Below are 14,254 nucleotides of genomic sequence, written 5' to 3' on the forward strand. Positions count from 1 at the left end.
CCGACGAACATACGGGAGACGCCACCGCGTTTCAACGCGCTGGCGTGGCCCCGATGAATCCACGCCGAACGGAAATCCACTCTCCGGGAGCCGTCCCCGTCCGGCGACCGGCGTGCGGCGAGGATCATCCGCGCGCCTGGTCGGGAGGCGATCCGACGGTGGATCGGGCTCCGGGGTCGTCAACCCCCCTGCGACTCCGCGGGGACCACCTGCAAGGTCAGGATCTCCGGCCGGCGGAGGACCCTCAGCGAAGTCTTCACGCCGACGCGATCCTCGGTCAGCAGGCGGTGGAGGTCGTCGATGCCGCCGACGACCTGGCCATCGAGGCCGAGGATGACGTCCCCTTCCTCGAGGCCGGCTTCGTCGGCCGGCCCGCCGGGCTCGACGCCCTGGATGAGGATCCCGCCGCGACCTTGACCACGGGACCCGCGCTTGCCGCCCGATGCCGGCCCCGGCACCATGACGGTCTGCACGGCGACGCCGATCCGCGCCCGCCGCACCCGGCCGTCGCGAATCAGGCGGCCGGCCACGAACTTGGCGGTGTTGATGGCGATCGCGAAGCAGATCCCCTGCGCCGGCAGGATCATCGCCGTGTTCACCCCGATCACCCGGCCGAGCGAGTCCACGAGCGGCCCGCCCGAGTTCCCCGGGTTGAGCGCCGCGTCCGTCTGGAGGACGTCGTCGATCAGCCGCCCGGATCCGGCCCGCAGCGTCCGGCCGAGGGCGCTCACCACGCCGGCCGTGACCGAGCTCTGGAAGCCGTACGGGTGGCCGATCGCCAGCGCGATCTGGCCGACGCGGACCCGCTTGGAGTCGCCCAGGCCCGCCGGCACGAGCTCGCCGGCGTGGACCCGGATCACGGCGAGGTCGGTCGCCGGATCGTCGCCGATCAGGTCGGCCGGGTGCGACGTCCCGTCCTGGAGCGTCACCTCGATCGCACTCGCCCCGTGCACCACGTGGCTGTTGGTGAGGATGTAACCGCTCGACGTGAAGACGAACCCGGATCCCGTGCCTCCGTTCGAGCCGCCCCGCCCCTTGCCGCCGAACCGGGCCTCGATGTGGACGACCGACGGGCTGACCCTCTCCGCCGCCCCGACCACGGCCCGCGAGTAGGCGTCGAGCAGCCCGATGTCATCACCGTCCGCCGCCTCGGCGAGATGCGGGGCCGGCCCCGCCGCGACCTCGCCCCCCGGGCCATCGCCCAGGAATTCGATTTCCGCCTCGCCGTCCGTCCAGGCTGCCGCGATCATGAGACCCCTCCCCGGCGAGTCCGCCGGTCTTGCTGAGAAAGTCTAAGGGCGAGGGCAAGACCTCGGGAGGATCACTCGGTCGGTTTGCTGCCCATCGACTTCGGGCTGACGAGTCGCCCGACCGGATTGATGATGACCCGATCGCCGGCCTGGAGTCCGGTCTTCACCTCGGCCTGGGATTCGTCCGAATCGCCGAGCGTGACCTCGCGGAGCTCGATGCGGCCGTCGGGCAGCTTGACTGCGACGCGATGGGAATTCACCTGACTGATCACCGCCTTCACCGGGACGGTCAGCGCGTTATCGTGCTGTGCGACAAGAACATCCACCGAGGCCGTCATCCCCGGACGGAGTGTGACCTCTCTCTCCTCGAGGCGGATCGTCGTCGTGTAAACCTTCTTCGCCGTGCTGAGGTATGAGGTTGGGTCGGGAAGCGGGGCCACCTCGGCCACCAGGCCGGTAAATCGCCGATCGGGAAATGCGTCGATCCGAACCTCCGCCTTCTGCCCCTTCTTGACGCGATGGATCGTCGGCTCGTCGAGCTTGGCGACCACCTGTATGGGGCCGTCGACTTCATCGACATAGAAGATGAACTGGCGCTGACGGACTTCGGCACCCCGGACAATCGGGGGAAGGGAGCGATCGCGGTTCTTCGTCGGCGGGTTGGCGTAGACGAGACGCCCATCCCGGGGCGCCACGAGCGTGTAGCGGTCGAGCTGGTCGAGGAGCTTCTGGCGGCGGTCGACCTGAGCAGAGGCGTCCTCGCCCGCGGTCTGCTCTTCGGCGCGTGCCTTCTCGAGAGGAACCTTGAGTCCCTCGATCGTCCTTGGGCCCGTGAATTTCACCAGGACATCGAGCCTGGCCCTGGCGCTCTCGCGTGCGGCCTCGGCTCGTTTGAGGTCCAGCTCGGCGCGATCTTGGCGGTCCTCGAGATCGAGGAGGGCCGTGATCTCGGAGGGCGTCGCGGCGGCTCCCTTCCCTTCTAATGTCTTCTTCAGCGAGTCGATGCGGCTCCTGAGTCGCACGATCCGGCGGTTGGAGGCCGCGATCCCTTCGGAGGCAAGGTCGATCTCGCGGCGCAAATCCGCCATGGATTGGGGAAGGGTGCCCCGTTCGTATTCCTCGCGGACCGCCTCGGCGGCGAAGCGGGCCTGCCTCGCGATCTGCGAGGCTCGCTCGGATCCGGAGGTTAGCTTCTGCTGCCTGGTCAGTTGCTCGCGGAGGGCAGTCGAATCGAGCTCCGCGACCTTGTCCCCCTTCTTGACCAGCGATCCTTCGGGGAGGATCGAGAGTAACGCCACACCCCCTTCCACCTCGGATTTGACGACGGACCGATTGATGGCGTTCAGCGTGCCGGGTCCGGAGACGACGACCCGGAACGGTCCCGCGACCGCCGGGAAGATAAGGACCTTCTCGGTGGGATCGGGCTCGGGGAGGGCCTTCTTGTTAGCTGCCGACGGCTGGGCCGGCGCCGGATCGGCGACCTTCGCCGGCGCCCCCTGTCCCGCGACGAGCCCCGCGCCGGAGACGGCCGCGGCGGCGAGAATCACGGCCCCGGCCTTCCACCAGATCGATCGTGCCATGGTCGAGAGGACTCCCTGTGCGAGGAAACCGGCCGCGGTGCCGGCGAGTGAGTGGGTCGCGGCCAGCCGAGCCGCGGCGGCCGTGGTGGAGCGGACGAGGGCGTCGGGGACCTGGGCGTCCAGGTCGAGGCGGATCGCCGGGATGACGGCGCCGGCGGGCGAGACGCCGCGGCGGGTGAGGCGTCCCCGCAGTCGCTCGCGGGCCCTCGTCAAGCGGCTCTTGATGGTGCCGACGGGCCATCCCGCGTGGCGGGCGGCCTGCTCGTGGGTCTGGCCTTCCAGGTCGCAGAGCACGACCGGGATTCGAAAGCGGTCGGGGAGGCGGCCGATCTCCTCGTGGAGGATCCGGCCGAGGTCGTCGCGGTCCTCGTCCAGGGCGCGGTTCACGATCGCCTCCGCCGGCCGGGCGCCGGCCGCCTCGTGCCTGCGTCTCCTCCTGGCGGCGCCCCGGGCACACGAGGCCGTCCGGAGGGCGACCTGGTGCAGCCACGGGCCGATCGAGTCCGCCACCCAGAGCGACCTGGCCCGTTTGACGAGGACGAGGAAGACGGCCTGAAACGCGTCCTCCGCGTCGGCTTCGTGCGAGCGGCCGAGCACGCCCCGGCAGACCCGCAGGACCATTGGCCCGTGCCGCTCCACCAGGGCCGCGAACGCCTGCTCCGCCGCCGGCCCGCCGCGGGTGGCGAACCGCTCCAGGAGCTGGCCGTCCGTGAGCCCGGCGGCCGACCCCTCGGCGAGCAGGCCGTCGAGCGGCCTCAGGAATCCGTGCGTCCGTCCCGTCGCCACCGGCCGGTCCCCCCGACTTTGCCACTGTCGCAATCGCCAGTGTAATGTCACGGGGACGGCGGGCGGTTCCGGAATTCGCAACGAGAAATGGAACGACGGAAGTCGCGAGAAGGCACGGAGGGAGAGGATCGAGAGGCCGGATGGACGCGGAGGGTTCATTTCGGAGTGGAGCGGCCCCCGTCGGGCGTCTTCGAATCGCCGAGGAGCGATTCCGGCTGGAGAACGACCATCTCGCCGGCCTGGAGACCGGACTTGACCTCGACCCGAGATTCGTCTCCGTCGCCGAACGTGACCTCGCGGATCTCGACCCGTCCGTCGGGCCGCTTGACCGCCACCCGATAAGGGGCGACGCGGCCGATCACCGCCTTGGCGGGGACGGTCAGCGTGTTGTCGTGCTCGGCGACGAGGACGTCCACCGAAGCGTTCATCCCCGGTCGAAGGGACGTGTCGGGGTGGTCCAGACGGACCATCGTGGTGTAGACGACGGGCTTGCTGACGGGGACGCCTTTCCTCACGTCGGGCCGTGGTGCCACGCTCGTGACGATGCCTGTGAATCGCTTCTCCGGGTAAGCATGGACTCGGACGTCGACCCGCTGCCCTTCGGTGACGCGGTGGATCATGGGCTCGCCCAGCTTTGCGGCGACATCCATCGGACCGGAGACGTCGAAGACCGTGAAGAGGGGTTGTCGCGGGGTCACGACCGTGAGCTCACGGGACGGCGCTCCGTTTCCGTTCCAGAAGTGCGTGATGAAGCCATCCCGGGGGGAGACGATCCTGCAGGCCTGGACTTGCGCCTCGGCGTGAGACTCGTGATTCTTCTCCAGGTCGTACTCGCTTTGCCTCGAGATCTCGGCGACCCGGGCTTCCGCGACTTTCAATCTCAATCCCTTGAGGGTCGCGACCTTCGTGTAGTTCTCCAGCCGATTGAGGCGGGCACGGGCGGCTTCCAGCTTCAGCTTCGCGCTCAGGGCGTCCCTTTCCGCCCGATCGATTCGGTCCTCCATGTCGAGAGCGCCCACGATCTGGTCGGGGTTGGCGGCCCGGTCCTTTGGGCCCTGGATCGCCTTCAGGGTGTTGCGTGCCTGCTTCGTGCGCTCACGTCGGGCTTCGACGTTGACCAGATCGGCCTCGGCGAGCTTGATCTCGCCGAGCAGCGTCGACCTGTCGCCGGCATAGATCCCTTCCTCGTACTCCTTGATCGCGAACTCGGCCGCTTCGCGGGCCAGGCGGGCGACCTCGAGCCTGGTCCCCGCGGCCTGCGTGGATCGCTGTTGGTTCGCCAGCAACTTGCGGGCTGCGGACGAATCGAGCTCGATCACGAGGTCCCCCTTCTTGACCCGTGCACCCTCGGGGATGGACGAAACGATCGCGGTGTTCGAGTCGATTTCCGCGACGACCTTGTCTAATTGATCCGTTTCCAGAGACCCATTCCCGCTGACGAGCACCCGGAAGGAGCCCCGTTCTACCCCGACCGTCTTGACGTCGGTCCCCGCCCCGGGCTGGGTCGTCGGCTCCCTCGAGCTCCCCTGCCCCGCGACGAGCCCCGCGCCGGAGACGGTCGCGGCGGCGAGGAGGATGGTGCCGGCCTTCCACCAGATTGATCGTGCCATGGTCGAGAGGACTCCCTGTGCGAGGAGGCCGGCCGTGGTGCCGGCGAGTGAGTGGGTCGCGGCCAACCGAGCCGCGGCGGCCGTGGTGGAGCGGACGAGGGCGTCGGGGACCTGGGCGTCCAGGTCGAGGCGGATCGCCGGGATGACGGCGCCGGCGGGCGAGACGCCGCGGCGGATGAGCTGGCTCCTTAGCTTCTCGCGGGCCCGGTTCAGGCGGCTCTTCACCGTCCCCAGCGGGAGGCCGGCCGAGCGCGCGGCCTGCTCCTGGGTCTGGCCTTCCAGGTCGCAGAGGACCACCGGCACGCGATAGTGATCCGGCAGGCGGCCGATCTCCTCGTGGAGGATCCGGACGACGTCGTCGCGGCCCTCGACCGGAGCGTCGGCCGCCTCCGTCCTCTCGGCAACGGCTTCCTCGTGCCGCCGCCGTCGTGAGGCCGCGACGCGGGCGCCCTGGGACGTCCGCAAGGCAACCTGATGCAGCCACGGGCCCAGCGAATCGGCCACCCAGAGCGACCGGCTTTTCTTCACGAGGACCAGGAATGTCGCCTGAAACGCATCCTCGGCGTCATGACGGTTGCCCGCCACGCCGAGGCAGACGCGCAGGACCATCGGCCCGTGCCGCTCCACGATCGCCGAGAAGGCGAGGTCGGCCGCCGGTCCCGTCGCGGTGGCGAACCGCTCCAGGAGCTGCCCGTCGGTCAGCCCCGCGGCCGTGCCGCCGATGAGCAGGCCGTCAAGCGGCCACGCCAGCCTTCGCCCCTGACCCGTCGCCACGGACCGCCCTCCCCGACGGGCTCATCAATCCCGTCGCACTGGTAATGGCGCGCCGACCGCGGGAGGTTCCAGGAAATGACAAGGATACGAAGACGGAAGACGATTCGACCACGGATGCCACGGATAACGCGGATAGGGGAATGCGAAAACGAGCCGGGACGATCCGTGAAGGAGCTGATGCCGGCTGGGCAGGCTCGTGACTTTCGGCTCCCTCAGTCCCTGACATTCTCTCCCGTTCCCATCCGACTCTCTTCTCGTCCCCCTCCCTTCGCTCTTCTTCCGTTCGCGTGCTTTCCCTTCCCTACTCTTTCCTTCCCCTCCCCTCTCCTCTCTCTCCCTTCCCTTCCCTTCCCCTTCTCCTCCCCCCGTCCCCATCCGTGTCATCCGTGCCATCCGTGGTAGAAAGGTCTTCCGTCTTCGATCCGTGTGATCTTCTCTCCTGTCACGCCGCGAAGAGCGACTTCGTCCCCTTCACGACCTCCTCGGTGATCGTGTACGTCTGCCCCGGCTCGCGTTCGGGGAGCTCGTACATGATGTCGAGCATCAGGCTTTCCATGATCGAGCGGAGGGCGCGGGCGCCGGTCCCGCGGGCCTTGGCGCGGCGGGCGATCTCGCGGATGGCGCCGTCGTCGAAATCGAGCTTGGCGCCGTCGTAGTGGAAGAGGACCTGGTACTGCTTGGTGAGGGCGTCCTTCGGCTCGTTGAGGATCCGCGCCAGGTCGTCCTCGGAGAGCTGGTTCAGGGTGGCGATCACCGGCAGCCGGCCGATCAGCTCGGGGATCATGCCGTAGCGCTCCAGGTCCTCGGGCGTGACCTGGGCGACCAGCTCGTTGCGCTCGAGCTCGCGGTCCTGGGTGCCCTCATCGCCGCGTCCGAAGCCGATCATCTTCCGGCCCAGCCGCTTGCCGATGATCTCCTCGAGGTTCACGAACGTGCCGCCGCAGATGAACAGGATGTCCCTGGTGTTCACCTGGAGATACTGCTGCTCCGGGTGCTTGCGGCCCCCCTGGGGCGGGACGTTGGCCACCGTGCCTTCGAGGAGCTTGAGCAGGGCCTGCTGCACGCCCTCGCCGGAGACGTCCCGGGTGATGCTGACGTTCTGGCTCGTCTTGCCGATCTTGTCGATCTCGTCGATGTAGATGATGCCCTTCTCGGCGGCCGGGATGTCGTAGTCCGCCGCCATCACGAGCTTGAGGATCAGGTTCTCCACGTCCTCGCCCACGTATCCGGCCTCGGTGAGCGTGGTCGCGTCGCCGATGGCGAACGGCACGTGCAGCCGGCGGGCCAGCGTCTGGGCGAGCGCGGTCTTGCCGCAGCCGGTGGGGCCGATCAGCAGGACGTTGCTCTTGGAGACCTCGATGTCCTTCAGGAGCTCGTCGCGGATCTCGCCGCCGAGCACCCGCTTGTAGTGGTTCACCACGGCGACGGCCAGCGTCCGCTTCACGCGGTCCTGGCCGATGATGTACTCGTCCAGGTGCGCGACCAGCTCGCGCGGGGTGGGGAGCTTCTCGAGCTTGGCGTTCTTCCGCTCGTGCTGCTCGAAGAGCTCCTCGCCGAGCTGGGTGCAATGGGCACAGATGTGGGCGATCGGCCGCCCGGCCGACCCGGGGAGGAGCGCCCGGCCCTCGATCATCGGCCCGGCATCCGCGGTATTCCGGCCGCAGAAGTCGCAATGCACCGGGGCCTGCCCCGCCTTCGTCTCGTCGGTCGCCAAGTTCGTCGCTCCCCCATCCAGATCGTCCGGGAAAAACCCGATTATCCTGCCATAACCGCCACGTTTCCACCAGCGGAACGGCCGGCAACCTCCTTGACCGGGGTCCCCGGCGGGTCGACAATTCAGGGAGCCTCGATCTCCACCCGCCCCGCCCCGACTCGACCCACGCCGCCCCGCTCCGACCCGCCCCGCCCGAATCCACCGCCCCGCCCGCCAGGCCGGCCTCGACGCTCGTGGCCTCCCTCCCGGGCTGCTCGCCATCCGAAAGGAAGACTCATGAATCGTCGCCAATGGTTGCGCGGATCCGCGACGGCCGCGGTCGCCTCGACGTTCGCCTTCCCGGAGGTCGTCCCCTCCGAGGTCCTCGGTGCGCCCGGGAAGCCCGGTGCCAACGACCGGATCCAGCTCGGCTTCATCGGCGCGGGGGGCCGGACCCACTCGCTCCTGACCGAGGAGAAGTTCCCCGGCGCCGAGATCGTCGCCATCGCCGATTGCTATCTCCCCCGCTGCGAACAGCGGGCGAAGGACCTGCCCAACGGCGCGAAGCTCAAGCTCTACCAGCATTATCGGGAGATGCTGGCGAAGGAGAAGCTCGACGCCGTCTTCGTGGAGACGACCACCCACGCGCGGGTCCTCGCCGTGGCCCACGTCCTGCTCTCGGGACGGGACGTCTACGCCGAGAAGCCCATGTCCCTGACGATCGCCGAGGGCCGCTACCTGGTCAAGGCCGTCGAGGCCACCGGGCGCGTCCTGCAGACGGGCTCGCAGCAGCGGTCGATCCCGATCAACGTCTTCTCCAGCCGGCGGGTTCGCGAGGGGGCGATCGGCAAGATCAAGACGGTGATCACGTTCAACTTCTGGCAGCCCATGGGCTGGACCCCCCGCAAGGCGGAGCCCGTGCCGGCCGGCCTGGACTGGGACGCCTGGTGCAACCAGGCGGAGCTGCGACCTTACAACAGGCTGCTCCAGTACGGCTGGGGGAACTACCTGGACTACGACACCGGCGGCCAGTCGTGGGGCGTCACCGGCTGGGGCACCCACAGCCTGGACCAGGTCCAATGTGCCCTCGGCACCGATAGCACCGGCCCGGTCGAGATCTGGCCCGAGGAAGAAGGCCCCAACGGCCGCGTCACCGCGCGCTACGCCGACGGCACGCTGCTCAGGCTCGAGGGCAAGAAGCGCGGGTACGAGGACCTCGGGGCGATCTTCGAGGGCGAGCACGGCACGATCGAGATCTGCCGCGGCTACTCGAAGGCGAGCTCGCCCGATCTCCTCAAGGGAGCCCCCCCGAACACCCCCTTCGGCGCCGGCGAGACCTCGCCGCACATCGCCAACTTCCTCGAGTGCGTCCGCACGCGGAAGAAGCCCAATGCCCACGTCGAGATCGGCCACCGCTCGACGACCCTCTGCCACCTCGTCAACATCTGCCGGATCGTCGGCCGCAAGCTCCAGTGGGATCCCGTCGCCGAGTGCTTCAAGGGCGACGCCGATGCCAACGAGCTCCTAGAGCGGCCCAGGCGGAAGGGATACGAGCTGCCGTCGATCGGATGAGGGTCGCTCGTTAGGCTCGACCCTGGCGAAATCCGGCTCTCCCGCTGACGAAGGGGGGGCCGGAGGGGGCGGATGGTCCGGGCCGAGGCGATCGAAAGCACCCCCCTGGTACGGGGGGAACTGAATCCAGGTTGCTGCGTCTGTCTCGCGGAGGGTTGTCACAAGGCTGAGCCAGGCATGACCGAGTTTTTCAACCGTGGTTCGGAGAAGGAACGGCGGCGTGAACTCCGCGGGAGGATGCCTTTGGCCGAGGTCCTCTTATGGTCCCAGCTTCGGCGAGGGCAGTTGCTCGGCTATCGATTCCGCCGACAGTACAGCGTTGGGTCCTTCATCGTCGACTTCTACTGCCCTCGGCTGAAGCTCGCGATTGAGCTCGACGGCGATTCCCACTTTTCAGAGGAGGCCAAGGCCTACGACGCTCGTCGCCAGCATTTCATCGAGGAATTCGGGATTCGCTTCCTACGGTTTACCAACCAGGACGTCCTTGACAATATGGATGGGGTGCTGGAGGTGATCGCCAGGGCTGTTGAGCAAGGACCACCTCAACCCTGACCAGGAATGTACCAAACGTGACGGCGTCATTGTTCGAGCGAGCCGAGGCGATCGAGAACACCCCCCTGTATCCCCCCTTGGTAAGGGGGGAAGTGAAATCCGGCTCTCCCGCTGACGAAGGGGGAGCCGGAGGGGGTGAATCGGGGTGGCCGAGGCGATCGGATTGCCCCTCCGTGTCTCCCCATGGTCGGGGGGGAAGTGGAATCCGGGCTTTGCGGGATGAGGGCCCTCAAAACGACAGCAGCAACTGCCAGATATACATGTTCGCCAGGCTGTCGATGTGCTCCCAGACGGCCCGCACCAGGTCGGCGTCGCCGATGTCCCTGGGGAGGGTCTCGCGCTTCTGGGCCCAGGGGACGACGAAGCCGGGGGCCGTGCGGCTGCGGCCGTCGCCCGAGAGCGGCGGGCGGGGGCCGGTGGCGGCACGCGTCGGCGGCGCGAGGTCGCACGCGTCGGCGGCGCCGGAGTACACCCCGAACTCGCGGGCGGCGTCGGTCATGGCGCGGACGTTCTCCACCCGGGAGTCGTTCTGCATGATCGCCGAGGAGTCCATGATGTAGCCGCCGTCGCGGGCGGCGATCTCGATCACTTCCTTGCAGCGGCGGCGGACCTCCTCCGGCGTCCCGTGCGCGAGCATGACGTTCGAGATGCCGCCGCTGAGGCAGAACTTCGAGCCGAGGACCTCGTGGGTCCTCGCGACGTCCCCCTGGTCGACGTGATAGACGATGCTGCGCTCGGGCAGCTCGGCGAACGATTCGAGGTGCTTGTCCCACTTCCCCTCGGCGTAGAAGAGGGTCTGGATGCCGTCGGCCCAGAGCTCCTCGATGATCGGCTTGAGGGTGGCCCAGTAGACGTTCTTGAAGACCCGCGGCGAGACGAACGGCACGCCGCCGCGGTGCATCCAGAAGCCGACCGGCACCAGCCGCGCCGGGTCGGCCGTGCACTTGGCGACGTGCATCAGGTGGGGCGCCAGGGCCTCGCAGGCGGCGAGGACCTTCTCGGGACGCTCGGCCAGGTCGTCGACCAGGCCGAGGTAGCCGCGGAGCTTGTCGGCGAGGATGTCCATCGGGGCCTTGAAGATCCCGGCGATCGCCGACACGGTGCCGGACTCGGACCGCAGCCGGGCGTTCTGCTCGCCGAAGGCGTTGAAGTACTCCATCATGGCCATCCCCCCCTTGAGGAAGGAGAGGTTGCTGGCGATCGTGGACGGCTCGCCCGCCTTCACCACCTCGGTGGAGACCCGGGGCAGCCAGACCTCCATCAGGAACGCCGTGGGGTCGTCGATCAGCCGATCATATTCATCGGGCTTCATGAAGGCGTTGTCGTGCGGCGGCTCGCGGTACTGGAAGCCCATGTCCGCGGCGACGTCGATGCCGGGGATGCCGTAATACCGCAGGCCGATCGCCTGCGTCAGCCCGGTCCAGACGTAGACCATGTTGGAGACGGTGGCGTCCCAGTCATAGTCCGCGGCGCACCTGCGGGCGGCGGCGAAGGCGCGATGGTAGTCGTGGGCCAGCTCCTGGCAGGTAAACCCGGCGTGGACGCCGGTGAACTCCGCCGCGAACGGCCGGATCGGCACCATGTCCGGCCGGCCGTTGCGCATCGCCGTCACGTAACGGCGGAGCCGCCGCTGGTAGAGCGCTTCCACGTCGCCGACGGTCGTCGTCGAGTCGCTTTCTGACATGATCGGTCCTTCACGCGAAGAGGCTGCGGACGTATTCGGCGTTGCGGCGGGCGTCGGCAACGGGGTTCCCCGTGGGACTGGACGTCTCCAGGACGACCCAGCCGCGATAGTCCACCTCCCGGATGGCTCGGGCGATCGGCGAGTAGCGGACCTTGCCCGTCTCGAGGAAGTCGTCGGCGTTCTTGAAGTGGAACTGGACGATCCGGTCCTTCAGGAAGCGGATCTCCGCGGGGACGTCGTAGCCCTTCGTGCCGCCGGTGTTGTAGCAGTCGTAGTAGATCTTCACGGCGTCGTGGCCGACGCGGTCGAGGATCCGCGCATTGGCCGCGGCGTCCAGGTAGTCCTCGATCCCGAGCGTCACCCCGGCGTCCTTGGCCCGGGGCGCGACGGCCTTGAGGCGGCGGACCACCTCGTCGACGTCGGCCTCCTTGACCCGACCGCCCTTATCCAGCAGGTCGCCGTTGCCGAAGAAGGCGACGAGGATCACCGGCGCGTCCAGGTCGCGCGCGGCGTCGATGCACTGCTCGAGCCACGAGACCCCGCGCGGGTCGGTGGCCAGCGGGCATTCGTTGAGCAGCCCCATTTGAAGCGAGCGGATCGGCAGGCCGAGCCGCTTGACCTCCTCCTTGTAGCGGCGGCGCACCTCGTCCTTGCTGATCTCCAGCCGGTCGGCCGGCCCGCCGACGGTGACCTCGATCCCGTCGAGTCCCGCCTGCTTCCCCTGCTCCAGGCCGACGACGCAGGCGCCGACCTTGATCGTCGCGGGCAGCCGCGTGGCCGCGGCCTCCAGCCGCCCGGCGAGTGCCGTCGCCGCGGCCGTCCCCGCGGCTCCTTCGAGGAAACCTCGACGCGTGATCTCCATGGGTGATCCTCCCTCGCGTGTCGCGACGGCATGTCAGGTTCGGCGGGTCGGGACGGCGTTGTCCCTCCTTTCCATTCGAGCCGTCCCCGTCGTCGCGATCAAGCACCCAGCGTCATCGGCGGGCCTTGGCCCTGCCGAAGAGGGCCTCATGCATGCCGGGCCTGGGGGCGTTGGTCCGGGTGTCCCAGTAGTCGAAGCCGGCGTGCCAGTCCCAGATGGCCCAGCCGATGTGTGCGGCGTCGAGGCGCTCGCGGAAGAGGCCGTAGTAGTTGGCCCGCGACTTCGGGTCGGCCGCGGTGAAGGCGCCGAACTCGCCGAGGTAGACGGGGCGGCCGTAGCGGTCCGACCACTCCTTGATCCGGGAGACGGCCAGGTCCATGACCTCCGGGCCGCACGGGTTGGAGCCGGTCGGCTCGGTGTTGTACGCGCGCAGCCAACTGAGGAAGCCCTGGCTGAGCCCGAGGCCGGAATCGGGCTCGAGCGGGGTCCTCGGCGGGCCGGGGAAGACGATTCCGGTGAGCTTCGCGTCCGGGCCGTTCCCCGTCCAGCTCGCCCCCTGGTGGGTGAACCGGGACGGGTCGTAGCAATGCACCGTGGCGATGAGGTTGTGGTCGTCGTCCGGGAGCATCAGGCCGGGGAGCTCCTCGATGCTGTTCCAGCGCCCGGGGCCATAGACGATGGTCCGGCCCGGGTTGGTCCGCCGGATGGTCTTCACGGCCCGGGCGAAGATCGGGTTCATGACCTCGGTCGTGGCCGCGTCCTTGGGCTCGTTGAGGAGCTCGAATGCCAGGCCGTCGGGAGCCTTTGCGTAGTGGGCGGCGATCTGCTCCCAGATGGCCAGGAACTTCGCCGTCTGTCCCTTCGGGTCGGTGGTGAAGTCGTCGAAGTGGTGGATGTTGATCAGGACGTTCAGCTTCTCACGGGCCGCCGCGTCCACGAAGAAATCCACCTTGCGGAAGATCTCCGGCCGGAGCGTGTACGAGGGGGCGGGGCCCGCATAGTGATGCCAGCCGATCGGGATCCGGATGTGGTCGAAGCCCTCCGCCTTGATGTGGCGGACGTCCTCCGCCGTGTACGTCACGCCCCAGTTCTGCCCCGGCGCGACCTCCAGGCCGTTGCCGAGGTTGGCACCCCGGCGGAACTTCAGGGCGGCGTGATGGGCCGGGGTGTCGTGGCCGGCGATCGGCTTCATCTCGCGGTAGCCCGCGGGGGTCACGGCCATGGCATGGACGCGGAGGGTCACCGGCGTGCCGGCCGTGACCGCCAGGTTCGCCGCCAGGGTCGCGTTGTGCCAGGTCCGGGCGACGTGCGTCCCCTCGGGCGCCGGGGACTCGGTCGATCTCGGGACGATCAAGCCGCCGCCCTGCCAGGTCGATTTCGCCGCCGGCGGTTCGAAGCCCGCCGACCCGAGCCTGGCGCCGTCCACCTTGAAGTCGCCCCAGAGGACTTCCTGGCGGTAGAGCACGCCCGGCGACGCCTGCTCCCACGGCCCCATCAGCGTGACCGCGACGTTGCCGGTCCCCTCGGGCGTGAACCTGACGGCGAACTCGCGCCAGGCCAGGCGGGAGACCGGGAAGTTCACCGAGTAGACCGCGGCCTGCTCGCGCCCGGTCAGCCAGTTGGGCCGATCGATCGAGCCGGCCCCCGAGACGACGTGGGCCTCGTCGATCTTGCCGGCGGAGGCGTCCGCGCGGAGGTCGAAGCGGGCCGATCCCGCCAGCTTGACCGGCTCCGCGGCCAGGGCCGCGACGGGGCCCAGGATCGCCAGGAGGCCGGCCCAGGCGAGCGGCCGGATCGGGGCGAGCGGGTTGTACGTCATCGTCTCCCACCAATTCATGAATCGATTCGAAAGCCGGCCGTCCCGGCGACGCGCCGGGCCCGGTCGCCCTCC

9 protein-coding genes are annotated in these 14,254 nt (G+C 68.8%); 2 read left to right on the forward strand and 7 right to left on the reverse strand.

Translation table 11 applies throughout. The features are described from left to right. Positions 1-179: 179 nt before the first annotated feature. The 4 genes from G6O54_RS24945 to clpX form a co-directional block, all read right to left on the reverse strand. Positions 180-1,250: a S1C family serine protease gene (locus G6O54_RS24945; protein WP_165229222.1), complete on the reverse strand. Its 1,071-nt coding sequence runs from the start codon at positions 1,248-1,250 to the stop codon at positions 180-182. A gap of 71 nt (positions 1,251-1,321) precedes the next feature. Next, complete coding sequence (locus tag G6O54_RS24950; RefSeq protein WP_250847066.1) at positions 1,322-3,616, reverse strand: sigma-70 family RNA polymerase sigma factor; 2,295 nt, start codon at positions 3,614-3,616, stop codon at positions 1,322-1,324. Positions 3,617-3,771: 155 nt separating this feature from the next. After that, positions 3,772-6,000, reverse strand: a complete 2,229-nt coding sequence (locus G6O54_RS24955; RefSeq protein WP_165229226.1) for a sigma-70 family RNA polymerase sigma factor — start codon at positions 5,998-6,000, stop codon at positions 3,772-3,774. A gap of 442 nt (positions 6,001-6,442) precedes the next feature. After that, complete coding sequence (gene clpX, locus G6O54_RS24960) at positions 6,443-7,714, reverse strand: ATP-dependent Clp protease ATP-binding subunit ClpX (protein ID WP_250847067.1); 1,272 nt, start codon at positions 7,712-7,714, stop codon at positions 6,443-6,445. A 276-nt stretch (positions 7,715-7,990) separates the two neighbouring features. Here clpX and G6O54_RS24965 point away from each other — a divergent pair, with 276 nt between their 5' ends. Together G6O54_RS24965 and G6O54_RS24970 are read left to right on the forward strand one after the other, a co-directional pair. Continuing rightward, positions 7,991-9,265 carry a Gfo/Idh/MocA family protein gene (locus G6O54_RS24965; protein WP_165229228.1) on the forward strand — a complete coding sequence of 425 codons (1,275 nt, stop codon included), beginning with the start codon at positions 7,991-7,993 and terminating at the stop codon, positions 9,263-9,265. A gap of 177 nt (positions 9,266-9,442) precedes the next feature. Beyond that, complete coding sequence (locus G6O54_RS24970; protein ID WP_165229230.1) at positions 9,443-9,817, forward strand: endonuclease domain-containing protein; 375 nt, start codon at positions 9,443-9,445, stop codon at positions 9,815-9,817. A gap of 229 nt (positions 9,818-10,046) precedes the next feature. Here G6O54_RS24970 and G6O54_RS24975 read toward each other — a convergent pair whose 3' ends face one another. The 3 genes from G6O54_RS24975 to G6O54_RS24985 form a co-directional block, all read right to left on the reverse strand. Then, complete coding sequence (locus G6O54_RS24975; protein ID WP_165229232.1) at positions 10,047-11,501, reverse strand: uroporphyrinogen decarboxylase family protein; 1,455 nt, start codon at positions 11,499-11,501, stop codon at positions 10,047-10,049. Between the two features lie 10 nt (positions 11,502-11,511). After that, positions 11,512-12,363, reverse strand: coding sequence for a sugar phosphate isomerase/epimerase family protein (locus G6O54_RS24980; RefSeq protein ID WP_165229280.1), 852 nt, complete (start codon positions 12,361-12,363; stop codon positions 11,512-11,514). A 112-nt stretch (positions 12,364-12,475) separates the two neighbouring features. Then, entirely contained in the window at positions 12,476-14,200 is a 1,725-nt protein-coding gene (locus G6O54_RS24985; RefSeq protein ID WP_165229234.1) for a glycoside hydrolase family 5 protein, read from the reverse strand. Positions 14,201-14,254: the final 54 nt, after the last annotated feature.

The organism is Aquisphaera insulae (assembly GCF_011064615.1).
Taxonomy (GTDB): Bacteria; Planctomycetota; Planctomycetia; order Isosphaerales; family Isosphaeraceae; genus Aquisphaera; species Aquisphaera insulae.

What these genes read in the sequence shown, in the direction of transcription:
- G6O54_RS24965 (WP_165229228.1), top strand. Translation starts at nt 7,991, where the DNA reads ATGAATCGTCGCCAATGGTTGCGCGGATCCGCGACGGCCGCGGTCGCC.
- G6O54_RS24975 (WP_165229232.1), bottom strand. Translation starts at nt 11,501, where the DNA reads ATGTCAGAAAGCGACTCGACGACGACCGTCGGCGACGTGGAAGCGCTC.
- G6O54_RS24970 (WP_165229230.1), top strand. Translation starts at nt 9,443, where the DNA reads ATGACCGAGTTTTTCAACCGTGGTTCGGAGAAGGAACGGCGGCGTGAA.
- G6O54_RS24980 (WP_165229280.1), bottom strand. Translation starts at nt 12,363, where the DNA reads ATGGAGATCACGCGTCGAGGTTTCCTCGAAGGAGCCGCGGGGACGGCC.
- G6O54_RS24985 (WP_165229234.1), bottom strand. Translation starts at nt 14,200, where the DNA reads ATGAATTGGTGGGAGACGATGACGTACAACCCGCTCGCCCCGATCCGG.
- G6O54_RS24945 (WP_165229222.1), bottom strand. Translation starts at nt 1,250, where the DNA reads ATGATCGCGGCAGCCTGGACGGACGGCGAGGCGGAAATCGAATTCCTG.